The organism is Agrobacterium sp. LY4 (assembly GCF_001526585.1).
In the GTDB taxonomy this organism is placed as follows: Bacteria; Pseudomonadota; Alphaproteobacteria; order Rhizobiales; family Rhizobiaceae; genus Agrobacterium; species Agrobacterium leguminum.
Genome location: NZ_ASYA01000012.1, coordinates 244,382 through 267,981, shown reverse-complemented (window position 1 = coordinate 267,981; position 23,600 = coordinate 244,382). Strand labels below are relative to the sequence as shown.

Genomic DNA, 23,600 nt, shown 5'->3' with positions numbered 1-23,600 from the left:
CTTAAATGGGTCTCAGCCCTTTTGCCCGATCCTGCTTTCAGTGCCCGCCAGCAGGCGCGCGATATTCTCGCGGTGCTTCCACCATGAAATCGCACTCAGCAGCGTCACCAGCAGCGCCGTCTTTTCAGGTCCGAGTACCCAGAGGGCCACAGGAATGACCAGCATGGCCAAAAGCGCCGAGAGCGAGGAATAACGGGTGATGAAGGCGGTTGCGAGCCAGATGAGCGCAAAGGCCAGCATCATCAGCGGTGCGGCCCCCAAGAGTACGCCGATATAGGTCGCCACACCCTTGCCGCCCTTGAAGCCGAGCCACACCGGAAACAGGTGACCCAGAAAGGCGAAGAAACCGGCGACCAGCGACGCTTCGTAACCCCAGAGCGCATTGGCAACCAGTACCGCCGCCGTGCCCTTCAGCGCGTCCAGCAGCAGGGTTGCGGCGGCGAGCTTCTTGTTGCCGGTGCGCAGCACGTTGGTCGCGCCAATATTGCCGGAGCCGATCTTGCGCACGTCGCCCAGCCCCGCCATGCGGGTAAGAATGAGGCCGAAAGGAATGGAACCGAACAGATAGCCGATCAGCGCCGAAAGCGCGAGAAGGGCAGGCGCCGTCTGCCAGTCAGTCAAAGCACTCATTCAAACGTCCCCTCTGTCGCGCTGGCCGCGTGATCTCCGTTGGTGATCTTATGCCAAGGAATGAACGGCTTTGCCAGCCACATAAGTGGCAACCGCGCGGCCGCTGAAACGGGCATCCTCGAACGGGGTGTTCTTGGATTTCGAGACCAGCTGCTCCTTTGCCACGAGCCACGGCTCGTCGATGTCGATCAGCGTGATATCGGCCTTCGCGCCCACCTTCAGCGTTCCCGCATCCAGTCCGAAAATCTTCGCCGGGCGGGTGGAGAGCGCATCGATCAGCCGCATCAATGGAACTTCGCCGCTATGGTGCAGGCGCAGCGCCGCCGCCAGCAGGGTTTCGAGCCCGACCGCGCCGCTCGCCGCATCCGAAAACGGCAGCCGTTTGGTGTCGACATCCTGCGGGTCGTGCGAGGAGACGATGATATCGATGGTGCCGTCCTTCAGCGCCTCCACCATCGCCTTGCGGTCGTCTTCGGCGCGCAGCGGCGGGGAGAGCTTGAAGAAGGTGCGGTATTCGCCGATATCGTTCTCGTTGAGCGTGAGGTGGTTGATCGAGATGCCGCAGGTGGCTTTGACGCCCCGCTGCCGCGCAACTCGGATCGCTTCTGCCGATTCGGGCACGGAAATCTTGGCGGCGTGGTAGATCGCCTGCGTCAGCCCGGCAATGCGCAGGTCGCGTTCCAGCGGAATGATCTCGGCTTCCTTCGGAACGCCCGACAGCCCGAGCCAGCTCGCGAAAAGCCCCTCGTTCATGTCACCGCCGCCGATATATTTGTCGCGCGTCTCGAGCGCGATGACAGCGCCCAGTTCGCGCGCATAGGTCATGGCGCGGCGCAGCACCAGCGTATCGGAAAGCGCCTTGCGGCCATTGGTGAAGGCCACCGCGCCGGCTTCCTTCAACATGCCGAATTCGGTCATTTCCTCGCCGTTCAGACCCTTGGTGAGTGCTGCTGCGGGATGCACATTGACGAGCGCCTTGTCGCGCGCCGTCTTTTTCACATATTCGACCAGCGCGATGTCATCGATGACGGGATCGGTATCGGGCATGACGATGATGCTGGTGACACCGCCGGCTGCTGCCGCGCGCGAGGCGGATTCGATGGTTTCGCGGTGTTCGGCACCCGGCTCACCCACGAAAACACGGGCGTCCACCAGACCGGGAACAGCCAGCAGACCCTTGCAGTCGCGAACGGTCGCCCCTTCGGGAGCGCCCTGATTATGCGCGTCCTTGCCCGCCGCGAGAATGGTGCCGTCGGCACCGATAACGATGCTGCCGGTCTCGTCGAGATCACGGGACGGATCGACGATGCGGAGATTGTTGAGAACGGTAACGGTACTCATACGCGCTCACCCTGATTTTGCGAGACAAGCAGGGTTTCCATGACCGCCATGCGCACGGCAACCCCCATTTCGACCTGACTTTCGATCACGCTCTGCGGACCGTCGGCCACGTCGGAGGCGATTTCCACGCCGCGGTTCATCGGGCCGGGATGCATGACCAGCGCATCTTCCTTCGCCGCCTTCAGCTTTTCGGCATCGAGGCCGTAATAATGGAAATATTCGCGCACCGAAGGCACGAAGGAGCCGGACATGCGCTCGCGCTGCAGGCGCAGCATCATCACCACATCGGCGTTCTTCAGCCCTTCCTTCATGTCGTGGAAAACCTCCACGCTCATGTCGCGGATACCGGAGGGCAGCAGCGTGGCGGGGGCGACGACGCGAACGCGCGCACCCATCTGGTTGAGCAGGATGATATTGGAGCGGGCGACGCGTGAATGAAGCACGTCGCCGCAGATTGCCACCGTGATGCCGGACAGTTCGCCCTTGGCGCGGCGGATGGTCAGTGCGTCGAGCAGCGCCTGCGTCGGGTGCTCATGCTGGCCGTCGCCAGCATTGACGACGGAGCAGGCGACCTTTTGCGCGAGAAGAGCTGCCGCACCGGCGGAGGAGTGGCGCACGACCAGCACATCCGGGCGCATGGCGTTCAGCGTCATTGCCGTATCGATCAGCGTTTCGCCCTTCTTCACCGAGGAATTGCCGACCGACATGTTCATCACGTCTGCGCCGAGACGCTTTCCGGCAAGCTCGAAGGAGGATTGCGTGCGCGTCGAGGCTTCGAAAAACAGGTTGATCTGCGTCAGGCCCCGAAGCGTCGAGGTCTTTTTCTCGCGCTGACGGCTGATTTTCACCGCCTCGTCGGCCTTGTCGAGAAGCAGGGTGATATCCTGGTGGGAAAGCCCCTTGATGCCGAGGAGATGGCGATGGGGGAAGAAGACCATGCGGTTTGCCTCCTGACGGGCGCCGCATTTTCCCGTGAAAATGCCCGGAACGCCCGAATGCTGATCCGCGCGCTCCCATTCGCTGTGAACACGCCTCAGGAGTGCGGCGGAATTCGGTCCTGCGCTCTATAGAGACTGCACGGTCGCGGGGCAAGCACCCGCAACTCCTGAAATGAAAACATGGCGATGTTTCCCCAACCCTCGAGAACAAACGGCCTGACCATGGAAGGCGCAGGCATTAAACGATGCCATGCTCCTTCAAAAGCGCCTGCTCGTCTCCTGACGCCCAGCCGAAAACTTTCGGCGCTCCGTCCAGCCTCTGGACGAAGTAATGAACATCGAAATCGATTGCGACATCCGGTTGTCGCTTGCGATCAAAGGTCGCCGTCCAGGCAACATGGGCAAGGCAATGATGGTCGTCGATGGGCGAGATACGGATGGCGCGTATCCGCATCTCCTTCGTTCCGATCGTCCGGTAGCGCTCGTAACCCTTCATCATGACCTGCTTCAAGTGGTCATCGTTCTTTCCGGTCATCACCCCGGCGGGGGAGGCGGCGATGAAGTCGGAGGCGTAGAGAGAGGCGACCTCCTCCATATCCATGTCACCCTTGAGGGACTTGTTGAAAAATCGCTCATATCGCTCGAAGAGCTTTCTTACGCTGGCCTCCATGGTCTCCTCCCTGTGCAGCCGTTCAGCAAAGTCGCCAACCGAAAAAGCCTGCCGCAGGTTCCACGTCAGGCCGCAGATTATGGAGAATGCGTTTATCCGCATGCCTGCCGGTTGCTGCCGCAACTTCTGCGCGGCTTTTTGGGGACTGTCGTTGATCTTGCCGGAAACGTGTTTGGTATTCTCCGGGCCGGATACCTAAATCAGGATCACTCCCGAAAAATGCTGAAAGCGGCGGTTTAATCGTCTCAATCGCTTCCTGCGGGTGGAATTATGCAATATCACCCCACTATGCAACGCCAGTACAAAACAGCTAGAAGCAGCGGATGACCCAGAATTCCCGGACAGAAGAAACGCTCGCCGAACTGAACCAGCCAAGCCTCTGGTCCGGTATCAACGCCTATCGTTCCGATCCGCTGATCGTCGATCTCACCTCCGGCCTGTCGCGCAATCTGAGAGACGAGTTCGACCAGCTCGGCCGTTACGTCACGTCGCATGAGGCGCAGGAACTGGCGCGCATGGCCAATCAGGGCGTGCCGCAACTGCATACCCACGGCCCGCGCGGCGAACGTCTGGATCAGGTGGAGTTCCACCCCGCCTGGCACGCGCTGATGCGCCGTTCCATGTCGTCAGGCCTGCATTCCAGCGTCTGGGAAAATTCTCCCGATACGCGCGGCAATGAGCACAAGGCCCGCGCCACGAAATTCTACCTGACCTCGCAGCTGGAGGCCGGGCATCTTTGCCCGCTGACCATGACCAGCGCCTCCGTCGCCGCCATCATGGCTTCGCCGCGCGTGCAGAAGGAATGGGCGCCGAAGATTCTTTCGCGCAAATATGATTCCTCGCAGAAACCGGCCCTGCAGAAAACCGCCGTCACAATCGGCATGGGCATGACGGAAAAGCAGGGCGGCACGGATGTGCGCGCCAACCGCACCACGGCCGAGCGGGTGGGCGAGGGCATCTATCGCCTGTCCGGCCACAAATGGTTCCTCTCCGCGCCGATGAGCGACGGTTTCGTCATGCTCGCCCAGATGGGCGACGGCATGGGCTGCTTCCTCGTGCCGCGTTATCTGGAGGATGGCTCAAAGAACGGCCTGCACTTCCAGCGCCTGAAGGACAAGCTCGGTAATCGCTCCAACGCATCCGCCGAAGTCGAATTCACCGATGCCTTCGGTTATCTGCTGGGCGATCCCGGCAGCGGCATCCGTACGATCCTCGACATGGTAACGCTGACGCGGCTCGATTGCGCGCTTGCCTCCGCCGGCATGATGCGCGCCTCGCTTGCCGAAGCCGTGCACTATGCCCGCGGCCGTTCTGTTTTCGGCAAGATGCTGGTCACCCAGCCGATCATGACGCGCGTTCTCGCCGACATGGCGCTGGATGTGGCGGCGGCCACTGCGCTCTCCTTCCGGCTGGCGACGGCATTCGACGCCGCCCGCAACAATCCGGCCGAAGCCGCCTATGCGCGGGTGATGACGCCCATCGTGAAATACTGGTGCTGCAAAATTGCGCCGGCGCTTATCTATGAGGCCATGGAGTGCCTTGGCGGCAACGGTTACGTGGAAGAGCGGCCGATTGCCCGCCACTATCGCGAAGCGCCCGTCAACGCCATCTGGGAAGGCTCCGGCAACGTCATGGCGCTGGATGTGCTGCGGGTTCTCCAGCGCGGCAAGGATCTGTTCGATCTCGTTTTCCAGACGCTGGAGCGTGATCTCGGGGCAGCCGGCAAAAAGACCACCGACGTGCTGCGCGCCGCAATCGCCCTTGCCGAACGTGACGAGGGAGCGGCCCGTCTGCTGGTGGAGCAGTTCGCGCTTGCGGCCGCTGCCGCCGAGCTTTGCCGTCTCGGCGCCGGCAAGATTGCCGATGCCTTCCTCGAGACCCGTCTCGCGGGCGGCTGGCGGCATACTTACGGCATGCTCGATTCCCGCTTCGATCCGAATTATATAATCGATCTTCTTTATCCGCCTGCATCTTGACCGATGCATGCGGATGAAGGTTTTGCAGTCCCGGCGGGAGGGGTCTCGGATTTGAAAAACAGCAATGGCGTAAAGCGTGTTCTGATCTGTCGTGACACTTTCGCGCATCGATGCGCGGCAAGGGAAGGCGGCTGCCAATGCTGACCTTCCGTTCCGCCCGCGCCGAGGATGAAGACGCGCTCTACGCCATAAGCCTTGCCACCGGCGATGCCGGGCAGGACGCCACCGCCCTTTACAACGATGGCCGCATGGTCGGGCATATCTATTCCGTGCCCTATCTGCATCTCTGGCCCGATGCCGTTTTCGTGGCGGAGGATGAGGAAGGTGTGTGCGGGTATATCGTCGGCGCTCTCGTACAGCGGTGCACGAAGAGCGGCTGGAGCGGGAATGGTGGCCGCATCTGCGCAGCCTTTACCCCGATCCCGGCGGCGACCAGCAGACATGGGACGCCGACCAGCGCCGCGCCCAGTTCATCCACCATCCGCGCCGCACACCCGCCTGGCTCACCGATCCGTTTCCGGCCCATATCCACATGAACCTCTTGCCGCGCACGCAGGGCAAGGGCGGCGGCACCCGGCTTCTGTCGCGCTGGCTCGATATGGCGAGACAGAACAACGTCTACGGCATCCACCTCGGCGCCAGCGAACGCAACCATGCGGGCATGCGCTTCTGGGAAACCCGCGGGTTCAAACGCCTCGAAAGCCACGAAACGCCGGGCAGCGTGTGGTTCGGCATGGCGCTGGAGTAATATTGGCAGATTATGCCAATCGGTGGTATTGGTGGACGTCGCTAATGTCTGGTGGAGGCTCCGATGCCAACGCGTAACGTCGTTCTGACACAGCATCACGAAGAGATCATAGACGAACTCGTTAAATCTGGCCGCTATCAAAATGCCAGCGAAGTGCTGCGCGAGGGCTTACGATTGATCGAAAGACGCGAGCGCCTTGAGGTGACCAGATTGGAAGCCTTGAGGGTGGCGGCGCAACAGGGCTTCGCCGACCTGGATCAAGGCCGTTTTACGGATGTGGCGGATGATGATCTCGACGACTTCATTTCCGCTCTCGGACGCGACGCTGAAGCGCGCCTTGCCAAATCTGATAAGGCATGACGAAGTATCGTCTGTCCGAAGCCGCGCAATCGGACATTATTGAAATTCTTGGATGGACCCACGCGACATTTGGGGTCGCAGCGAGAAAACGCTACGAAAAATTGCTTGTCACGGCGCTGCGTGATGTTGCGCGGGATCCGTTTCGCTCCGGAACAAGTCTCCGCCCGGAAGTGGCAGACGATGTGCGCAGCTACCATCTCCGTTACAGCCGGGAGCGGGCGAGAAGTGAAACCGGCCTGGTTAAATATCCGAGGCATCTGCTGCTTTATCGCGTGTTGAATCCCGATTTGGTGGGCATCGGTCGCATTCTTCATGATTCCATGGAGATCGAGCGGCATCTCCCGGTTGACTATGGAGATGTCAGCGCCTGAAAATGCGTGGATGCTTTTCCGGCGCGTGCCGGAAACGGCATGGCGTACCCTTCATCCACAAAAACCTTCCGTCCATCCGCCCCGCCGCGTTGTTCTTCCCTTCATGCTTTGTTAACCCGTTGAGGAAGGCCTTTCAAAACACGGGTAGGGAATCATGCTGGCGACCGCAGAGGCGATTTCAGCCGACAGACCGGAAAAGCGCATCAAGGATCGCGCTCAGACCGAGAAGGCGATTTTTAATGCGGCGCGGTCGCTGCTTGCCGAAGAGGGGTTTCAGGGCTTTGGCATCAATGCCGTTGCCCGCCGCGCCGGCTGCGACAAGCAGCTCATCTACCGTTATTTCGGCGGCCTCGATGGCCTGATCGAGGCGATCGGCGAGGACCTCGGTTCCTGGGTGAAGGATCGAATTCCGGAAGATACCGGCGGCATGTTCCTTTTGACCTATGGCGACCTCATGGAAAAGCTGGCGCTTTATTTCATGGATGCGCTGCGCAGCGATCCTCTCGTCTGCAAGATCATCGCGTGGGAAGTGTCTGACGGTTCGCCGCAGGTGCGGCAACTGGCCGAAGCCCGCGCCAAATCGCTGGGCAAGTGGCTGGAGCGGATGCGCGGTTCGCTGGCGGCGCCGAAGGGGGTGGATACAGCGGCGGTCAATGCCGTACTGTTCGCCGCCATTCAGCACCTCGTCATTTCCGCTGCCACCAGCGGTCAGTTCGCTGGCGTACCGCTCAAATCGGACCGGGACTGGGACAAGATCGCCACTGCCGTCAAGAGGCTGGTGCGCGGCGTTTACGGCTGAACCGGTTTCCGCAGGCGGAAGACGGTCGCGCTCGGGCCTGTGCATTAAAGAAAAATCAGTCATGTTTTCGCCGGGCCGGCAACCGCCCGGCGCACCCGGCCGTTCACGCGATCACGTTCTTTTCCACATGCCGGCCGCCCGTCGTTAACCATAATGACAGCTTTCGTTTGCCTCGCCATGGCTGCCGGTCCAGTGTGGATTAACGAAATGTTAACCATGCGCAATGACTGCGCATAAGGGAGCCGCAAGTGAGCCGCTGGACAGCTTTAGGCGTCATGATGACGTTTTTTGTGATGCTGCCGTTGGATATCGACGCGCCGGCGCTGAACCTCTGCCTTATGGCCGTGGTGCGCTGGGCGGTGCTTGCCGGCGTTCCCGATACGATGTTTGTGCGGGGGCAGGCGGCATGAAGTGGTTTCTGATCCTCTGGGCCGGCCCCGTCGCGCTGCTGGGCAGCTGGTACTGGCTTTCCTATTACGACATGAGCTTCGGTTTCTACATGCTCACACGCCAGACCCATGATCTGGTGTTCCAGATTTACGGCAATATTCTCGGCCTGCCGCCGGAAAGCCTGCCGCCGCTGGTGGCGCGCGCCATCGCCGTCGACAGCCTGATCGTTTTTGCGATTCTCGCCTTCCGCAAGAGAAAGCAGATTGCCGCGTGGTGGCAGGGCCGTCAGTCGGCCGCGCGGGTGAGTGCGGAAAGCCTGTCCAGCGCGCCCTGAAGAATAAAGCTTGCGGCTGCCGAATCGATGCGTTCGGCCCGCTTTGCGCGTGAGACGTCCATTTCCAGCAATGCGCGCTCGGCCGCGACCGTCGAAAGCCGCTCATCCCAGAAAATGAAGGGCAGGGCGGTTTTTTCGCCCATTGTCCGCACGAAGGCGCGCGTCGCCTGCACGCGGGGACCGGCCGAACCATCCATGTTCATCGGCAGGCCGATGATGAAGGCGAAAACTTTTTCCTTTTCGGCAAAGGCCAGCAGCACTTCCGCATCCTGCGTGAATTTCACCCGTTTGATGACGGGGCGCGGCGTTGCGAAACGCCGCGACAGGTCCGACATGGCAAGCCCGATCGTCTTCGTGCCAAGGTCGAGGCCGGCAATCGCCTGTCCCGGTTGAAGCGCCTGCGCCAGTTCCTCAATGGTGAGTGTTGCCATGTCGCGTGTTGCCTTTATCGTTTGCGGACGAATTCGGTGCGCAGCACCAGACCCTTCACCGCATCATGCTTGCAATCGATCTCTTCCGGATTATCGGTCAGGCGGATCGACTTGATGACGGTGCCCTGCTTGATGACCGTGCTGGTGCCCTTGACCTTCAAATCCTTGATCAGGGTGACGGAATCGCCATCCGCCAGCACATTGCCCGCCGCATCGCGCACTTCATTCGCGCGCGCTGCTTCTGCAGCCAGTTCGGAGGCCGGTCGCCATTCACCGGTCGCCTCGTCATACACGTACTCGTCATCATTTGCGGCCATGGTCGCCTCTCTTAAATATTGGTAGTGCGGTTGTTCAGGCCGTCCTATGTCATAATATACCGGCAATACAAAGGAGAACTTCCCATGAAAATCACCTGGCTCGGCCATTCCGCCTTCCGCCTTGAAAACGGTAGCGCGAAGATCCTCATCGATCCGTTCTTCACCGGCAACCCCGGTTTTGCCGGACAGGATGGGAAGTCGGCAGCCGAAGGCGTCACCCATATTCTCCTGACCCACGGCCATGGCGACCATGTCGGCGATACCGTGCAGCTTGCCCGCGAGACGGGCGCGACCGTGCTCGCGAATGCCGATCTTGCCGCCTGGCTTTCCGCCAAGGGCGTCGCGAAGGTCGATATGGGCAATACCGGCGGCACGGTGCATTTCGACGGTTTTTCCGTCACCTTCACCAATGCGCTGCATTCCTCCGCCCAGATCACCGAAGACGGCGTTTCCCATTCGCTCGGCAATGCCAACGGTCTGATGCTGCATTTCGAAGACGGCCCGGCCGTCTATCACATGGGCGATACCGACATCTTTTCCGACATGAAACTCATCAATGAACTGCATCAGCCGGATATCGGCCTTGTGCCGATCGGTGACCGCTTCACCATGGGCGGAGCCGTCGCAGCGCTCGCCTGCCAGCGCTTCTTCAATTTCGGCAATGTCATTCCCTGCCACTACGGTTCCTTCCCGATCATCGACCAGACGCCGGAGAAGTTCGTGGCCGGCATGGAAGGGGCGCAAGCGCGCGTCCACACGCCAAAGGCCGGCGATACGCTGTCCTTCTGAGCCTCCGTTCCGGCATGTCGCGGCAGCAAAACCGCCCCGCAGTTTGACGCGACATGTTTTCTACCGTTGCGAAGGACGGGCATGGTGATTATAGCGGGTAGGAAAATTCTGACCGGAGTAGAACCATGTCCGTCGATCTCGCCACCGTAAAGCGCGTTGCGCGCCTTGCCCGTATCGCAGTCAGCGAAGAAGAAGCACAGAATATGCTCGGCCAGTTGAACGGCATACTCGGTTTCGTGGAGCAGCTTTCGGAAGTGAATGTCGACGGCGTTGAGCCGATGACCTCGGTGACCCCGGTGGACATGAAAAAACGCGCCGACGTGGTGACCGACGGCAACAAGGCGGAAGACATTGTCGCCAATGCGCCTGCGACCGACCGGGACTTCTTCATGGTCCCGAAAGTGGTCGAATAAGCCGACCGCCTTTGCCGCCCGATTTTTCCAAGATTTCGAAAGCCGTTGCCGACCATGACCGACCTGACGAGCCTGACCATTGCCGAAGCCCGCGAAAAGCTGAAGGCCAAAGAATTTTCCGCCCTCGAGCTGACCGACGCCTATCTCTCCGCCATCGATGCGGCCAACGGCGCGCTGAACGCCTATGTCGCCCTGACGCCTGAAAAGGCGCGCGACATGGCGAAAGCCTCCGACGAACGCATCGCCGCCGGCAAGGCTGGCGAGCTGGAAGGCGTTCCGCTTGGTGTGAAGGACCTGTTCGCCACCCGTGACGTGCACACGCAGGCATGTTCGCATGTTCTCGACGGCTTCAAGCCCAAATATGAATCCACCGTCACCCAGAACCTCTGGGATCAGGGCGCCGTCATGCTCGGCAAGCTCAACATGGACGAATTCGCCATGGGCTCGTCCAATGAAAGCTCCTGGTATGGCCCGGCCATCAACCCGTGGCGCGCCAATGGCTCCGACCAGAAGCTGGTGCCCGGCGGTTCTTCCGGCGGTTCGGCCGCAGCCGTGGCCGCGCATCTCTGCGCCGGCGCCACCGCAACCGATACCGGCGGCTCCATCCGCCAGCCGGCAGCCTTCACCGGCACCGTCGGCATCAAGCCCACCTATGGCCGCTGCTCGCGCTTCGGCATCGTCGCTTATGCCTCTTCGCTCGACCAGGCAGGCCCGATTGCCCGTGACGTGCGTGATGCCGCGATCCTGCTGAAGACCATGGCAAGCGTCGACGCCAAGGATACGACCTCCGTCGACCTGCCGGTGCCGGATTACGAAAAGGCCATCGGCCAGTCGCTCAAGGGCCTGAAAATCGGTATTCCGAAGGAATATCGCGTCGACGGCATGCCGGAAGAAATCGAAAAGCTCTGGGCCAAGGGTGTCGAGTGGCTGCGCGATGCCGGTGCCGAGGTCGTCGATATCTCGCTGCCGCACACCAAATACGCGCTGCCTGCTTACTACATCGTCGCGCCGGCGGAAGCCTCGTCCAACCTTGCCCGTTATGACGGCGTCCGCTACGGCCTGCGCGTCGACGGCAAGGACATTGCCGACATGTATGAGAAGAGCCGCGCCGCCGGTTTCGGCAAGGAAGTGCAGCGCCGCATCATGGTCGGCACCTATGTGCTGTCGGCCGGTTATTACGACGCCTATTACCTGAAGGCGCAGAAGGTCCGCACGCTGATCAAGCGCGACTTCGAAAACGTCTTCCACGAGGGCGTGGACGCCATTCTGGCGCCGATCACCCCGTCTTCCGCCTTCGCAGTCGGTGACGAGGAACTCGCCTCCGATCCGGTCAAGATGTACCTGCAGGACGTTTTCACCATCACCGTCAACATGGCCGGCCTTCCGGGCCTCTCGGTTCCGGCCGGCCTCGACGGCAAGGGCCTGCCGCTCGGCCTTCAGCTCATCGGCAAGCCTTTCGAGGAAGAAACGCTGTTCAAGACGGCGCATGCCATCGAGCAGGCAGCCGGCAAGTTCACCCCCGCCAAATGGTGGTGAAAAGCCTAAAGCTACGAGACATGAACGAAGCCGACCGCGATGCGGTCGGCTTCGTCGGTTTTGCGGCATGGCGTTCCGGTGACGCCTTCGACGACAGCTATCTCAATCCTGATGTCATCGAGCGGGTGAGGGGCGAATTCGAGAGTTTCGCCAAGTCTCCGACCGGTGATATTGTCGTCGCTGAAATGGACGGCGTTGTTGCCGGCTGGGGAGCGTGCGATACGGCACCGCATCACATTTCCGATCTCTGGGTGGACCCGAACTGGCAGGGCAAGGGGATCGGCAAAGCCCTGATCCTTCATTTTCTCGACAGGATGCGCGCGCAAGGCCTGCCGCTTGCCACCATCGACACCCATGCCAGAAACCGCGCAGCCATCGGTCTTTACGAGCGTTGCGGATTTGAGATCGTCTGGCGCGGCATGGAATGGTCCGACATCATGAAAGTCGAACTCGAGAAGGTGAAGCTAGAGCGCAGGCTCTCGCCATAACCCGCTCTTACGGCCGCAGCGGCTTCTCGGCGAAATGCCGGGCGACAGCACTGCCGCCGCCCGGTTGATTTATCGATTGTCCAGCTCACCCCGCACGAGTTCCAGCCCGCGCGTCGTGATGCGGTAGGGTTTGCCGCCCGAGGAGGCGATCGCTCTCTTCCGTTTCAGTTTGCGGAAGGTGAGGAGATCGAGGCCGCTGAAAATCCAGCCGTCACGCGTGTAGAGCGCGAGTTTTTCGATTTTGTGGGCGTCGTCTCGAACGAGTTCAATTCTGCCGCCCTGGGCGAGCAGGTGAAGAATGCGCTGTTCGGCGCGGGAAATGTCCATTTTTTGGAAGTCCGGTCGGCGTCATATAGACGCGTGAAAGCAAATCCGGGTGCCGTTAAGGCATCCGGCTCGGTTTCAGCATGGCCCGGCGCGCAATAAACTTGCGGGCAGGGCCTTTACCGGGACTCCGATTGAGCGAACATAAAAACTCCGTTCTTGCTTCTTTTGGGTAGCGGGCAAAGCCGAGGCGGTCAAGTCCCGCCAGGCGCGAGAAAACCACGCTGGTCGAATCGCGCCGGCAATGGTTTAATTTCAACGGCCATGGAGGGCGCGGCTTGATCGTCATTCGCAATGCGCATGAGCAGGAAGCGGAGGTTCTGGCGGCCATCGGCCTCAGGGCATGGCGACAGGCAACCGCGGCTCTCGGCATCACCCCGACCCTTTACGACAATGCAGCCAGCGCCTTTTCCAATTTTACCCGTTCCTCTTGGCTGGCGATCAGGGTGGCGGAGTTGGGCGGCTCGGTTGCCGGATGGGCGGCGCGGGAGCATTTCGACGAGACGATTTCCGATTTCTGGATCGATCCTGATTTTCACCGCAGAGGTGTCGGCAGCCACCTGTTGGGCGATGTCGAAAGGCTGATTGAGGACAGGGGGTTCGAGACCATCCGGCTTGAAACCCATGCCCAGAATGAGCCGGCCGTCGCCTTTTTCCGCCACCATGGCTATAGCGTCCGCTGGCTCTCCGTCTCCTATGCGCCGAAACTCGACCGCGAAGTGCAGTCGGTAGGCCTACAGAAGCAATTGGCCGAGGTCGAGAGCGGTCTTTATGGGCCGGCTTTCTGAGACAGAGTTTGCAAAGCCTCCACCAGCTGCATCGGCCAATCCGGCATGATGGCGAGCGATGCGACAAGGCCTATCTGCAATATCACGATCGATATCAGGATGCTGCGGAACGGTTCCTTGCGCGTTTTATGCCGAAGCAGCCGTTGTGCCGAGATCGCGCCCAGGCTGCCGCCAATGAGCGCAAGCGATAACAGCATGCTTTCCCGAATGCGCCATGCACCATTTCTCGCCGCTTCCTTGTCCCACCAATAGACAAGAAAGACGAAAAGATTGAAGGCGATATAGGTTATGAAACAGAGAGCGACCGTCACCATGACGTGAATTGAAACCGGGAAGCGTAAAAAACGCGTATCCTGTTTCGGCGAAAATCCCGGGCCTGGCGTGAGAGGGTGCAAGATGTCTTGCGCCCGCGCTCCATTTGTTCTACCCACCAAGGCCAAAGAACCCGTATATCGTGAGCTTCAGATGACCCTTGTAGACGTGCGCACCCCCGACCCGAAACGCTTCATTCCCGGCGCCACCGGCGATTGGGAAATCGTGATCGGCATGGAGGTGCATGCGCAGGTTCTCTCCAATTCCAAGCTGTTTTCCGGTGCATCGACCACCTTCGGCAATGCGCCGAATTCCAACGTGTCGCTGGTGGATGCCGCCATGCCCGGCATGCTGCCCGTCATCAACGAGGAATGCGTGAAGCAGGCGGTGCGCACCGGTCTTGGCCTGAAGGCGAAGATCAACCATCGCTCGATCTTCGACCGCAAGAACTACTTCTATCCGGACCTGCCGCAGGGCTACCAGATTTCGCAGTTCAAGGACCCGATCGTCGGTGAGGGCACTATCACCATTTCGCTCGGCCCGGACCGTCAGGGCAATTTCGAAGATATCGAGATCGGCATCGAGCGTCTGCATCTGGAACAGGACGCCGGCAAGTCCATGCACGACCAGCACCCGACCATGTCCTTCGTGGATTTGAACCGTTCGGGCGTGGCGCTGATGGAAATCGTTTCCAAGCCGGACATGCGCTCGTCGGACGAGGCCAAGGCCTATCTCACCAAGCTGCGTTCCATCGTACGTTATCTCGGCACCTGCGACGGCAACATGGATGAAGGCTCGATGCGCGCCGACGTCAACGTCTCCGTGCGCCGTCCGGGCGAAGGTTTCGGCACGCGCTGCGAAATCAAGAACGTAAACTCCATCCGCTTCGTCGGCCAGGCCATCGAATACGAGGCGCGCCGCCAGGTCGCCATTCTGGAAGATGGCGGCGTCATCGACCAGGAAACCCGTCTGTTCGATCCCGGCAAGGGCGAGACGCGGTCCATGCGCTCCAAGGAGGATGCGCATGATTACCGTTATTTCCCCGATCCGGACCTCTTGCCGCTTGAATTCGACGATGCTTTCGTCGAGGCGCTGAAGGTCGACCTGCCGGAACTGCCTGACGACAAGAAGGCCCGTTTCGTGGCCGATCTTGGCCTGTCGGTCTATGACGCCTCGATCCTCGTTTCGGAAAAGGCGATTGCCGATTATTACGAGGCCGTCGCCGCCGGTCGCGATGCGAAGGCCGCCGCCAACTGGGTCATCAACGATCTGCTCGGCGCGCTCAACAAGTTCAGCAAGGATATCGAGACGACGCCGGTTTCGCCAGAACAGCTCGGTGGCATCATAGATCTCATCAAGGCCGAGACCATCTCCGGCAAGATCGCCAAGGACCTGTTTGAGATCGTCTGGAACGAGGGCGGCAACCCCGCGGAAATCGTGGAAGCCCGCGGCATGAAGCAGGTGACCGATACCGGCGCCATCGAAAAGGCCGTCGACGAGATCATCGCCGCCAACCCGGATCAAGTCGAGAAGGTGAAGGCAAAGCCGACGCTTGCCGGCTGGTTCGTCGGTCAGGTCATGAAAGCGACGGGCGGCAAGGCCAACCCGCAGGCGGTGCAGGCGCTGGTGAAGGCCAAGCTCGGTATCGAGGAAGAGTAAGCGGACGCTGCCTCGTGCTCATAGGTATCGAGGCAGAAAGCTCTCATCCGTCATCCTCGGGCTTGTCCCGAGGATCTAACGACCCACAAGGTCCAACGTGCTCAGATCCTCGGGACAGGCCCGAGGATGACGTCGGGTACGAGGGACTGACATCACTTCTGCCGGGATCAACGCCCGGCATTTCTGTTTCAAGACGGAGCCAAATCATGTTCTTCATCCGCACGGCAAGCCTGCGTGACATCGAGCCGGTGCGCACCCTGCTCGCCACGACGTGGCACGCGACCTATGATGCGATCTATGGCGTGGACAAGGTGAACCAGCTGATCCTTGCATGGCATTCGCCGCAGGCCATGAAGGACCGCATCGAGAAAAAGGGCGGCGAGTTTCTGGTGGCTGACGACGGCAAGCGGATCGGCGGCATGGCCTATGGCTCCATGTCCACCAAGATGGCGAAGACAGCCCTGCTGCACCAGCTCTATGTCGCGCCCGACCTCCAGCGGCAGGGCATCGGCCGCGATCTCTTCGCCGAACTGGAAACCTGCTTTCCGGATGCGGAAATCATGCGGCTGGAAGTCGAACCTAAAAATACTGTCGCAATCGCCTTTTATGAAGGCGTCGGATTTGTCGAGGTGGACCGAATCGAGCGCATGGCGGGCATCGAGGGGTTACCCGGCATCGTTATGGAAAAGAGCCTGACCCGATGAATGAGACATTACAGAAGCTGATCATCCGCACGGCGCGCGAAGACGATCTCCCAGCACTCGCCGCCATTTTTGCCGCCGACGAGATCGGCGGCCACGGGGATACGGCAGAAGAATCGGCGCAGCCGGACTATCTCGCCGCTTTCCGTGCCATCGAAGCGTCGCCGAGCGAAACGCTCTATGTGGCGGAACTGGATGGCGATGTGGTCGGCACCTTCCAGATGGCGATCCTGACCAAGCTTGTCGGGCGAGGGGCGAAGTCCATGCTGATCGAGGCGGTGCAGACGCGCGCCGACATGCGCGGTCGCGGCATCGGCGCTGTGATGATCAATCATTGCCTGGAAGAAGCCCGCCGTCAGGGCCTGAACGCTGCGCAACTGACGTCCAACATGGCCCGGCTGGATGCGCATCGCTTTTATGAGCGGCTGGGTTTCGAGAAGCGGCATTTAGGCTTCAGGATGAAGCTGAAATAGCGCGGATATATCTCGAAATGCTGGACAATTGCCGTGAGGGGCGGCATAAGCATGTCTTGTGCCGTGCACGGAAAATCGCTGCGGCGCATTCAAGCCCGAGGAACGTAGAATGAAGACTCTCCTGACGCAAATCTTCACCTGGTGGAACGGCCAGACGATCGGAACGCGGTTTCATACCTGGCGTTTCGGCAAGAAGGTAGGACAGGACGAGTTGGGCAACACCTATTACGAAGGCGGCACCACCTCCTGGGGCATGCCGCGCCGCTGGGTGATCTACAATGGTTATGCCGAAGCGTCGGCCATTCCGCCCGGCTGGCATGGCTGGATGCATTACCGCACCGACGTGCCGCCGAGCCAGGAAAGCTACGTTGCGCGCGACTGGCAGAAGCCGCACCAGCCGAACCTCACCGGTTCCTCCAAGGCCTATCGCCCGCAGGGATCGCTGGCCGTGGCTGGCGAACGCCCGCGCGTGACCGGCGACTACGACGCCTGGACACCCGGCAACTAAGCATCTTGCGATGCGCGGTGTTGTGCAAAACGCCGCGCTTGCATCCGGCCTCACCGGTTTTTGCCACATTCCGCCCTTAGGCGTTGATCCGGTCGGCGGTTCGACACAGGCAAATATTTGGAGACATATCGTATGAGGAAATTCACGCGGGATCGTTCTTTGCGTGCGCTGACAGTCTCGCTGTTTGCAGCGGTCTCTGCTGTCATCCTCATTTCGCCCGTCTCCGCCGCCCGTCTCGAAAACCGCGTGGCGGTGTTTTCCGGCATCGACAAGATCACCGGCCGCATCACTTCCTTCGATGTTTATATCGATGAGACCGTGCAGTTCGGCGCGCTTCAAGTGACGCCGAAAGTCTGTTATTCCCGCGACCAGACGGAAACCCAGAAGATCGACGCTTTTGTCGAGGTCGATGAGATCACGCTCGACCGCAAGATCAAGCGGATTTTCACGGGCTGGATGTTCGCCGACAGCCCCGGCCTCAACGCCGTGGAACACCCGATCTACGACGTGTGGCTGACGGGCTGCAAGCAGGACTCGGAAGTTCCCGCTCCCTCTACGGCAAGCAAGTAATTAACCCACGACCGCGCCTATTTCTGGCGTCTGAGCTTCTCGGCCAAATCGGCCAGGGCTTTGCTTTTGCTTTCCAGTTGTTCGATCATTTCCTCCCGCGTCAGTTCGGGCTCGATCACGATCGGAACGGTGAACTTTTTGGGCTGATCGCCGGCGGGAGGTGAGGGGAACCTGATTTCAGAAAATGCCCTCTTCACGGCCGTTCTTGTCTGATAGGTGCTATCCCTTATGTTTTTGACCTGAACAGCCTGCATCTTTCCCGCCGGGTCAACGCGGAAAGTAACAAGGAGCACCTGCTTCTTGTTCGTCCGCACGACCTTGAATTCCGGGCGGCCGGTTACGCCCGTCAAGGCTCGGGAAATTTCGCTTCGCCAGGCGGCCTGCGGGTTCGGGCGCTGTTCGGCAGCGGTGACATTCGCCGCCGGCGTCAACATCAATAACAAGGCCGCAATCCAGCGCATGACAATCCCCCGGTGAACCATATATCATGATCGGATAGGTCATGTTTTTGAGGGTTGCAAGCAAAATCTCAGGTTGTTTTCAGTGTGGATTTTCTTGCGCCGACAATTTTTCGAAGGGCACATCCGGCCTGTCGACAGCCGCTTCAAGTATCGTGGCATATTCCGACTTTGGGATATCGATCGCCCCGAATGTCTTCAGATGTTCGGTCGTAAATTGCGTGTCGAGCAGCGTAAATCCCTGCTGCCGCAAACGCTCGACCAGATGCACGAGGCAAATCTTCGATGCATTGGTGCGGCGGGAAAACATGCTCTCGCCGAAGAAGGCGGCGCCCAGCGAGACACCGTAGAGCCCGCCGACGAGCTCCTCGCCCTCCCAAGCCTCGACGCTATGGGCGTGGCCGATCTGGTGCAACTCGGTATAGAGTCTGCGGATGGTGGCGTTGATCCAGGTGCTCGGCCTGTCCGGCGCTTCCGCCGCACATCCGGCCATCACCGCTTCGAAAGCGGTGTTGAAGCGTATGTCGAACGGCTTCCTGCGCATCGCCTTGGCGAGGCTTTTGGAAACGTGAAAACCATTGAGCGGGATGATTCCCCGAATTTCCGGCTCGACCCAGAAAAGCTCGGGATCGTCAGCCGAATCGGCCATCGGGAACAGGCCGGCGGAATAGGCGCGCAGCAGGATATCGACCGTTATGCCGTTATTTCTGCTGCGCCGCCCAACCATATCGTCTTAGTGAGACGCGTCACCGGCCAGATATTTTTCCAGCCAGTGAATGTCGTAATCGCCGTTCAGGATGTCCTCGTTCTGGAGGAGGTCCTGGAAAAGCGGCAGCGTGGTCTTGATGCCGTCGACGACGAACTCATCCAGCGCCCGACGCAGGCGGCGAATGCACTCGTCACGGTCGCGACCGTGGACGATCAGCTTGCCGATCATGCTGTCGTAATAGGGCGGGATCTTGTAGCCCTGATAGGCGCCTGAATCGACGCGCACGCCAAGGCCGCCCGGCGTATGGAAATAGGTCAGCGTGCCCGGGGAGGGAACGAAGGTGCGCGGATCTTCGGCATTGATACGGCATTCGATGGCATGGCCATGGAATTCGATATCGTCCTGCGTGACCGACAGGCCCTGACCAGAAGCGACCCTGATCTGTTCCTGCACGAGATCCATGCCGGTGATGGCTTCCGTCACCGGATGCTCCACCTGCAGACGGGTGTTCATTTCGATGAAATAGAACTCGCCGTTTTCATAAAGGAACTCGATGGTGCCCGCGCCGCGATATTTCAGCTTGCGCATGGCGCTCGCGCAGATCTCGCCGATCTTCATGCGCTGTTCGACGGTCAGAGCCGGCGAATTGGCTTCTTCCAGCACCTTCTGGTGACGGCGTTGGAGCGAGCAATCGCGTTCGCCGAGGTGAACGGCATTGCCTTCGCCATCGCCGAAAACCTGCACTTCGATATGGCGCGGTTTGCCGAGGTACTTTTCCATGTAGACGGCATCGTTGCCGAAGGCTGCTGCCGCTTCGGAGCGGGCCGTCGCAACGGCCTCTTCCAGATCGGCTTCCGTCTTCGCCACCTTCATGCCGCGACCGCCGCCGCCCGCCGTCGCCTTGATGAGGACCGGGAAGCCGATCGTGCGAGCGATTTCAAGCGCGTTTTCAGGCTTCACTTCGCCATCGGAACCGGGAACCACGGGAATGCCGAGTTCCTGCGCCGTCTGCTTGGCGGTGATCTTGTCGCCCATAATGCGGATATGTTCGGCGGTCGGCCCGATGAAAGTGATGCCGTGCGCGTCGAGAATGTCAGCGAACTTGGCATTTTCCGACAGGAAGCCGTAGCCGGGGTGAACGGCGTCCGCACCGGTGATTTCGCAGGCCGCAACGATCTGGTGGATGTTGAGGTAGCTGTCACGCGAGGGCGGCGGGCCGATGCACACGCTTTCGTCGGCAAGGCGCACATGCATGGCGTCCGCGTCGGCCGTGGAATGCACGGCTACGGTGGGAATGCCAAGCTCCTTGGCGGCGCGCAGGACGCGTAGCGCGATCTCGCCGCGGTTGGCTATGAGGATCTTCGAAACCATGCTGAACCGCCTTTATTCGATGACCACGAGGGCTTCGCCATACTCCACGGGCTGAGCGTCGTTGACGACGATTTCCACGACCTTGCCGGACTTGGGAGCCGGGATCTGGTTCATGGTCTTCATGGCTTCGACGATGAGGATGGTCTGGCCTTCCTTGACGGTTGCACCCACTTCGATGAAGGGATGTGCGCCCGGGGCAGGCGACAGATAGACCGTACCGACCATCGGCGACGACACGGTGTTGGCCGGGTTGCGGGCAGGCGCTGCGGAGGCCGCAGGGGCGGCCGGCGCGGCTGCGGCCGGTGCAGCAACGGGGGCTGCTGCCGGTGCGGGCGCATAAGCAGCAGGCGCTGCGGCATAGACCGTGGCGGCGGGAGCGGCGCGGGAAACGCGGATGCGCAGGTCGTCCTGCTCCACTTCGATTTCCGAAAGGTCGGTATCGTTGAGGATATTCGCGAGTTCGCGGATCAGTTCCTTGTCGATACCCTGTTTCTTTTCAGACATGACAAACCCTATTCTTTGTTTCTTTTTATGCCGTGATGTTTTTCAGCGCATGAAGCGCCATGATGTATCCATATGGTCCGAAACCGCAGACCATGCCCTTTGCCGCGGGTGATACCATCGACTTGTGACGGAACTCTTCGCGGGCGTGGATGTTGGAAATGTGCACTTCCACGACGGGCGTGGAAATCGCGCGAATGGCGTCATGCAACGCGATGGATGTGTGGCTGTAGGCGCCGGGATTGATGACGACGCCTATAGCCCGCTCGCCCGCCTCCTGCAACCAGTCCACCAGCACGCCTTCGTGGTTGGACTGGCGGAATTCCACTGCGAAACCGAGATCGGCACCGGCTTGAAGGCAATCATTCTCGATGTCCTTCAGCGTCTTGCCACCATAGATACCCGGTTCCCTTTTTCCCAGCATGTTGAGATTGGGGCCGTTGATGACGATGATGATGTTGCTCATTCACGTTTCCATAAGAAAATCAGCGACACCTATAGACTGCGCAGCCGTCAAGGAAAAGCCCCCGCAAGCCCTAAACCGGCCGCTTGGCAGGCATCTCACAGGGAATGCAGTGGCTTTTTTAGCAATCAGGAGCAGGTGGCTTTTCCACAGCTGCGCATATTGGCGATTTTTTCCTTCAGCGGGTCGGCGCCGACCGCACCGAAAACCGCCTCGTCGCCGACGATATAGGATGGCGTTCCGGTGATGCCGAGGCTGGTTGCCAGCTTGTAAGTCTCCTGCACCTGCTCGTCATTGGGGTTCTCCGCCATCGATTTGCGGATGTCGGCTTCCTTGAGGCCGAGCGAGGTCGCGACTTCCATGGCGCTGTCCTCATTCGCCCGTCCGCGGCCGCCGAGGAGCGTGCGCTGGAATTCGGGATACTTGGCCGGCGCAAGCAGCTTCACGGCATTGGAGACACGGTGGGCCGCGACGGATTCGGGTCCGAGGATCGGGAACTCCTTAAGGACGACGCGCACCTTCTTGTCGCTCTTCAGGATATTGTCCATGTCGCCCATGGCGCGTTTGCAATAACCGCAATTGTAGTCGAAGAACTCGACCAGCGTGACGTCGCCATCCGGATTGCCGAGCGCCAGATCGAATTTCGATTCGAAAATGGCCTTCTTGTTGTCGGCGACGGCTTCCGCCGCCTTGGCGTTGCGCGCCGCATATTGCTTGCGCTCAAGCGCATCCTGAACCTCAAGCATGATTTCCGGGTTCTCGATCAGATATTGCTTGATGAACTCGCCCATTTCCTTCTTCTGCTGCTCGTCGAGCGCATGGGCGGGCAGGGAGGCGAATACCGTCGAAAGGGCCGTCACGCTGGCGAGAAGGGTGGAACGGAGAAAATGCGCCATATCGGTCCTCATTCTGTGCGGCCGGAGCCTCTTCAAATCTTATGAAGGCAATTACCTTACTTTAAGCCAAATGCCATACGGCAAAAATACTTGTCCGCATTATGATCGCATGATTGTGAAGATTGTGATTCTGCGGCAAGTCTCTGAAATACGGTTCAGGAAAGAGCATGCCCTTGATTACGATGTCGAAGCGGAGCGCAGTCGAACCCTTTCACGCCATGGATATTCTGGCGGAAGCGAATCGGCGCAGGCAGGCGGGCCGCCCCGTCATTTCCATGGCGGTCGGCCAGCCCTCCCATCCCGCGCCGAAAGCCTCGCTTGCGGCGGCTGAGGCGGCGCTGAAGCATGGGCGGATCGGTTATACCGATGCGCTCGGCCTGCGCGAGCTGCGGGAGGCGATCGCCGGCCATTACCGGCTGCGCCACCAGGTCGCCATCGATCCGGCCCGCATCGCCGTGACCACGGGCTCATCTGCCGCCTTCAATCTCGCTTTCCTCAGCCTTTTCGATGCGGGCGACCATGTTGCCATCGCAAGACCCGGCTATCCGGCCTATCGCAATATTCTGAAGGCGCTCGGCCTCAATGTCGTGGAAGTGCCGGTCACCGCCGAAACCGGTTATACGCTGACGCCGGCAAGTCTGGAGCGGGCGGAGACAAAGGCCGGCTGCAAGCTGAAGGGCGTGCTTCTGGCAAGCCCGGCCAATCCAACCGGCACGGTTACCGGCCGCGAGGCGCTGAAGCGGCTTGCGAGCTATTGCGAAAGCCGCGACATGGCTTTCATTTCCGACGAGATCTATCACGGCCTTACCTTTGTCGGCGAAGAGACGAGCGCGCTCGAAATCACCGACAATGCCGTGATCATCAACTCCTTCTCCAAATATTATTGCATGACCGGCTGGCGCATCGGCTGGATGGTCCTACCCGAAAATCTGGTCAGGCCGGTCGAGTGCCTGGCGCAGAGCCTTTATATTTCCTCGCCCGAACTGTCACAGCTGGCGGCGACGGCGGCCTTTTCGGCAGCGGAGGAACTGGATGTCTACCGGGAAAGCTATCGCACCAACCGCGATTTCCTGATGGCGCGCCTGCCGGAAATCGGCCTGCCGCTGGCATCCCCGATGGATGGCGCTTTTTACGCCTATGTCGATACCAGCCGTTTTTCCAATGACAGCATGGATTTTGCCAAGCGCATGCTGGCGGAAATCGATGTGGCGGCGACGCCTGGCATGGATTTCGACCCCGAGGAAGGCCACAGGGCGCTGCGCATTTCCTATGCGGGTTCCGTGTCGGATATCGCCGAGGCCGTTGGACGTATTGCCGGCTGGCTGAAGTAAGTTGG

General features: G+C 60.2%; 32 protein-coding genes and 1 pseudogene. 18 read left to right on the top strand and 15 right to left on the bottom strand.

Features of this window, described 5'->3' with window-relative positions:
* Positions 1-12 precede the first annotated feature (12 nt).
* The 4 genes from plsY to L904_RS12255 form a co-directional block, all read right to left on the bottom strand.
* Positions 13-630 (bottom strand): glycerol-3-phosphate 1-O-acyltransferase PlsY, encoded by a 618-nt coding sequence (plsY, locus tag L904_RS12270; protein WP_020808929.1) that lies wholly within the window; start codon positions 628-630, stop codon positions 13-15.
* A 48-nt stretch (positions 631-678) separates the two neighbouring features.
* Positions 679-1,971 (bottom strand): dihydroorotase, encoded by a 1,293-nt coding sequence (locus L904_RS12265; protein ID WP_020808930.1) that lies wholly within the window; start codon positions 1,969-1,971, stop codon positions 679-681.
* Positions 1,968-2,909 (bottom strand): aspartate carbamoyltransferase catalytic subunit, encoded by a 942-nt coding sequence (locus tag L904_RS12260; protein ID WP_003521487.1) that lies wholly within the window; start codon positions 2,907-2,909, stop codon positions 1,968-1,970. Before L904_RS12260 ends, L904_RS12265 begins: the two co-directional genes overlap by 4 nt.
* Positions 2,910-3,147: 238 nt before the next feature.
* Positions 3,148-3,579, bottom strand: a complete 432-nt coding sequence (locus tag L904_RS12255; protein ID WP_031233434.1) for a hypothetical protein — start codon at positions 3,577-3,579, stop codon at positions 3,148-3,150.
* Positions 3,580-3,902: 323 nt separating this feature from the next.
* Between L904_RS12255 and L904_RS12250 the strand changes: the two genes are divergently transcribed.
* Positions 3,903-5,555: an acyl-CoA dehydrogenase family protein gene (locus tag L904_RS12250; protein ID WP_020808932.1), complete on the top strand. Its 1,653-nt coding sequence runs from the start codon at positions 3,903-3,905 to the stop codon at positions 5,553-5,555.
* Here L904_RS12250 and L904_RS28380 read toward each other — a convergent pair.
* On the bottom strand, positions 5,537-5,815 hold the full coding sequence (locus L904_RS28380) for a hypothetical protein (protein WP_245289721.1): 279 nt from the start codon (positions 5,813-5,815) through the stop codon (positions 5,537-5,539). The genes L904_RS12250 and L904_RS28380 overlap by 19 nt on opposite strands.
* Here L904_RS28380 and L904_RS12245 point away from each other — a divergent pair.
* From L904_RS12245 to L904_RS12225, 6 genes and pseudogenes are all read left to right on the top strand, one after another.
* Positions 5,696-6,303: pseudogene (locus L904_RS12245) on the top strand (GNAT family N-acetyltransferase). The gene L904_RS28380 and the pseudogene L904_RS12245 sit on opposite strands and share 120 nt — an antisense overlap.
* Before the next feature lie 63 nt (positions 6,304-6,366).
* Positions 6,367-6,663 (top strand): type II toxin-antitoxin system ParD family antitoxin, encoded by a 297-nt coding sequence (locus L904_RS12240; protein ID WP_020808934.1) that lies wholly within the window; start codon positions 6,367-6,369, stop codon positions 6,661-6,663.
* On the top strand, positions 6,660-7,034 hold the full coding sequence (locus L904_RS12235) for a type II toxin-antitoxin system RelE/ParE family toxin (protein ID WP_020808935.1): 375 nt from the start codon (positions 6,660-6,662) through the stop codon (positions 7,032-7,034). The genes L904_RS12240 and L904_RS12235 overlap by 4 nt, the downstream gene beginning before the upstream one ends.
* A gap of 154 nt (positions 7,035-7,188) precedes the next feature.
* Complete coding sequence (locus L904_RS12230) at positions 7,189-7,833, top strand: TetR/AcrR family transcriptional regulator (protein ID WP_003521480.1); 645 nt, start codon at positions 7,189-7,191, stop codon at positions 7,831-7,833.
* A 248-nt stretch (positions 7,834-8,081) separates the two neighbouring features.
* Positions 8,082-8,243, top strand: a complete 162-nt coding sequence (locus L904_RS27750; protein ID WP_020808936.1) for a hypothetical protein — start codon at positions 8,082-8,084, stop codon at positions 8,241-8,243.
* On the top strand, positions 8,240-8,557 hold the full coding sequence (locus tag L904_RS12225; RefSeq protein ID WP_020808937.1) for a DUF6105 family protein: 318 nt from the start codon (positions 8,240-8,242) through the stop codon (positions 8,555-8,557). Before L904_RS27750 ends, L904_RS12225 begins: the two co-directional genes overlap by 4 nt.
* Here L904_RS12225 and ruvX read toward each other — a convergent pair.
* Both ruvX and L904_RS12215 read right to left on the bottom strand, forming a co-directional pair.
* Positions 8,509-8,988, bottom strand: a complete 480-nt coding sequence (gene ruvX, locus L904_RS12220) for a Holliday junction resolvase RuvX (RefSeq protein WP_003521476.1) — start codon at positions 8,986-8,988, stop codon at positions 8,509-8,511. The two genes, L904_RS12225 and ruvX, sit on opposite strands and share 49 nt — an antisense overlap.
* 14 nt (positions 8,989-9,002) lie before the next feature.
* Positions 9,003-9,305, bottom strand: coding sequence for an alkylphosphonate utilization protein (locus tag L904_RS12215; RefSeq protein WP_003521474.1), 303 nt, complete (start codon positions 9,303-9,305; stop codon positions 9,003-9,005).
* Positions 9,306-9,389: 84 nt separating this feature from the next.
* Between L904_RS12215 and L904_RS12210 the strand changes: the two genes are divergently transcribed.
* From L904_RS12210 to L904_RS12195, 4 genes are all read left to right on the top strand, one after another.
* Positions 9,390-10,094, top strand: a complete 705-nt coding sequence (locus tag L904_RS12210) for a metal-dependent hydrolase (protein ID WP_035262710.1) — start codon at positions 9,390-9,392, stop codon at positions 10,092-10,094.
* A gap of 125 nt (positions 10,095-10,219) precedes the next feature.
* Entirely contained in the window at positions 10,220-10,507 is a 288-nt protein-coding gene (gene gatC / locus L904_RS12205) for an Asp-tRNA(Asn)/Glu-tRNA(Gln) amidotransferase subunit GatC (RefSeq protein WP_003521472.1), read from the top strand.
* Between the two features lie 54 nt (positions 10,508-10,561).
* A complete protein-coding gene (gatA, locus tag L904_RS12200; protein ID WP_031233865.1) occupies positions 10,562-12,043 on the top strand; it encodes an Asp-tRNA(Asn)/Glu-tRNA(Gln) amidotransferase subunit GatA in 1,482 nt (493 codons plus the stop codon).
* Between the two features lie 20 nt (positions 12,044-12,063).
* A complete protein-coding gene (locus L904_RS12195) occupies positions 12,064-12,531 on the top strand; it encodes an N-acetyltransferase (protein WP_020810210.1) in 468 nt (155 codons plus the stop codon).
* A 69-nt stretch (positions 12,532-12,600) separates the two neighbouring features.
* Here L904_RS12195 and L904_RS12190 read toward each other — a convergent pair whose 3' ends face one another.
* On the bottom strand, positions 12,601-12,858 hold the full coding sequence (locus L904_RS12190) for a YjhX family toxin (protein ID WP_003521470.1): 258 nt from the start codon (positions 12,856-12,858) through the stop codon (positions 12,601-12,603).
* A gap of 275 nt (positions 12,859-13,133) precedes the next feature.
* Between L904_RS12190 and L904_RS12185 the strand changes: the two genes are divergently transcribed.
* A complete protein-coding gene (locus L904_RS12185) occupies positions 13,134-13,643 on the top strand; it encodes a GNAT family N-acetyltransferase (protein ID WP_020810211.1) in 510 nt (169 codons plus the stop codon).
* Here the strand turns inward: L904_RS12185 and L904_RS12180 are convergent.
* On the bottom strand, positions 13,625-13,957 hold the full coding sequence (locus tag L904_RS12180; protein WP_031233866.1) for a DUF1294 domain-containing protein: 333 nt from the start codon (positions 13,955-13,957) through the stop codon (positions 13,625-13,627). The genes L904_RS12185 and L904_RS12180 overlap by 19 nt on opposite strands.
* Before the next feature lie 151 nt (positions 13,958-14,108).
* Between L904_RS12180 and gatB the strand changes: the two genes are divergently transcribed.
* The 5 genes from gatB (at position 14,109) to L904_RS12155 (ending at position 17,866) form a co-directional block, all read left to right on the top strand.
* A complete protein-coding gene (gene gatB / locus L904_RS12175) occupies positions 14,109-15,614 on the top strand; it encodes an Asp-tRNA(Asn)/Glu-tRNA(Gln) amidotransferase subunit GatB (protein WP_020810213.1) in 1,506 nt (501 codons plus the stop codon).
* Between the two features lie 206 nt (positions 15,615-15,820).
* The gene (locus L904_RS12170; protein WP_003521465.1) at positions 15,821-16,318 is read left to right on the top strand and encodes a GNAT family N-acetyltransferase; all 498 of its coding nucleotides are present in this window, start codon (positions 15,821-15,823) and stop codon (positions 16,316-16,318) included.
* Positions 16,315-16,788 (top strand): GNAT family N-acetyltransferase, encoded by a 474-nt coding sequence (locus tag L904_RS12165; RefSeq protein ID WP_020810214.1) that lies wholly within the window; start codon positions 16,315-16,317, stop codon positions 16,786-16,788. Before L904_RS12170 ends, L904_RS12165 begins: the two co-directional genes overlap by 4 nt.
* Before the next feature lie 109 nt (positions 16,789-16,897).
* Positions 16,898-17,296 carry an NADH:ubiquinone oxidoreductase subunit NDUFA12 gene (locus tag L904_RS12160; protein ID WP_003521463.1) on the top strand — a complete coding sequence of 133 codons (399 nt, stop codon included), beginning with the start codon at positions 16,898-16,900 and terminating at the stop codon, positions 17,294-17,296.
* Positions 17,297-17,428: 132 nt separating this feature from the next.
* Complete coding sequence (locus L904_RS12155; protein WP_003521462.1) at positions 17,429-17,866, top strand: DUF2155 domain-containing protein; 438 nt, start codon at positions 17,429-17,431, stop codon at positions 17,864-17,866.
* 17 nt (positions 17,867-17,883) lie between these two features.
* Here the strand turns inward: L904_RS12155 and L904_RS12150 are convergent, their stop codons facing one another.
* The 6 genes from L904_RS12150 to L904_RS12125 all read right to left on the bottom strand — a co-directional run bounded on the left by L904_RS12150 (position 17,884) and on the right by L904_RS12125 (position 22,264).
* Positions 17,884-18,327 carry a hypothetical protein gene (locus tag L904_RS12150; RefSeq protein WP_031233867.1) on the bottom strand — a complete coding sequence of 148 codons (444 nt, stop codon included), beginning with the start codon at positions 18,325-18,327 and terminating at the stop codon, positions 17,884-17,886.
* A 79-nt stretch (positions 18,328-18,406) separates the two neighbouring features.
* Positions 18,407-19,051, bottom strand: a complete 645-nt coding sequence (gene aat / locus L904_RS12145; protein ID WP_020810216.1) for a leucyl/phenylalanyl-tRNA--protein transferase — start codon at positions 19,049-19,051, stop codon at positions 18,407-18,409.
* Between the two features lie 6 nt (positions 19,052-19,057).
* Positions 19,058-20,404 carry an acetyl-CoA carboxylase biotin carboxylase subunit gene (accC, locus tag L904_RS12140; RefSeq protein ID WP_003521459.1) on the bottom strand — a complete coding sequence of 449 codons (1,347 nt, stop codon included), beginning with the start codon at positions 20,402-20,404 and terminating at the stop codon, positions 19,058-19,060.
* A 12-nt stretch (positions 20,405-20,416) separates the two neighbouring features.
* Positions 20,417-20,908 carry an acetyl-CoA carboxylase biotin carboxyl carrier protein gene (gene accB, locus L904_RS12135; protein WP_035262713.1) on the bottom strand — a complete coding sequence of 164 codons (492 nt, stop codon included), beginning with the start codon at positions 20,906-20,908 and terminating at the stop codon, positions 20,417-20,419.
* Between the two features lie 25 nt (positions 20,909-20,933).
* Positions 20,934-21,371, bottom strand: a complete 438-nt coding sequence (aroQ, locus tag L904_RS12130) for a type II 3-dehydroquinate dehydratase (RefSeq protein WP_031234304.1) — start codon at positions 21,369-21,371, stop codon at positions 20,934-20,936.
* A 125-nt stretch (positions 21,372-21,496) separates the two neighbouring features.
* Positions 21,497-22,264: a DsbA family protein gene (locus tag L904_RS12125; RefSeq protein WP_003521455.1), complete on the bottom strand. Its 768-nt coding sequence runs from the start codon at positions 22,262-22,264 to the stop codon at positions 21,497-21,499.
* A gap of 173 nt (positions 22,265-22,437) precedes the next feature.
* On the opposite strand from L904_RS12125, the gene L904_RS12120 reads away from it, so the two are divergent.
* Positions 22,438-23,595, top strand: a complete 1,158-nt coding sequence (locus L904_RS12120; RefSeq protein WP_035259922.1) for a pyridoxal phosphate-dependent aminotransferase — start codon at positions 22,438-22,440, stop codon at positions 23,593-23,595.
* Positions 23,596-23,600: the final 5 nt, after the last annotated feature.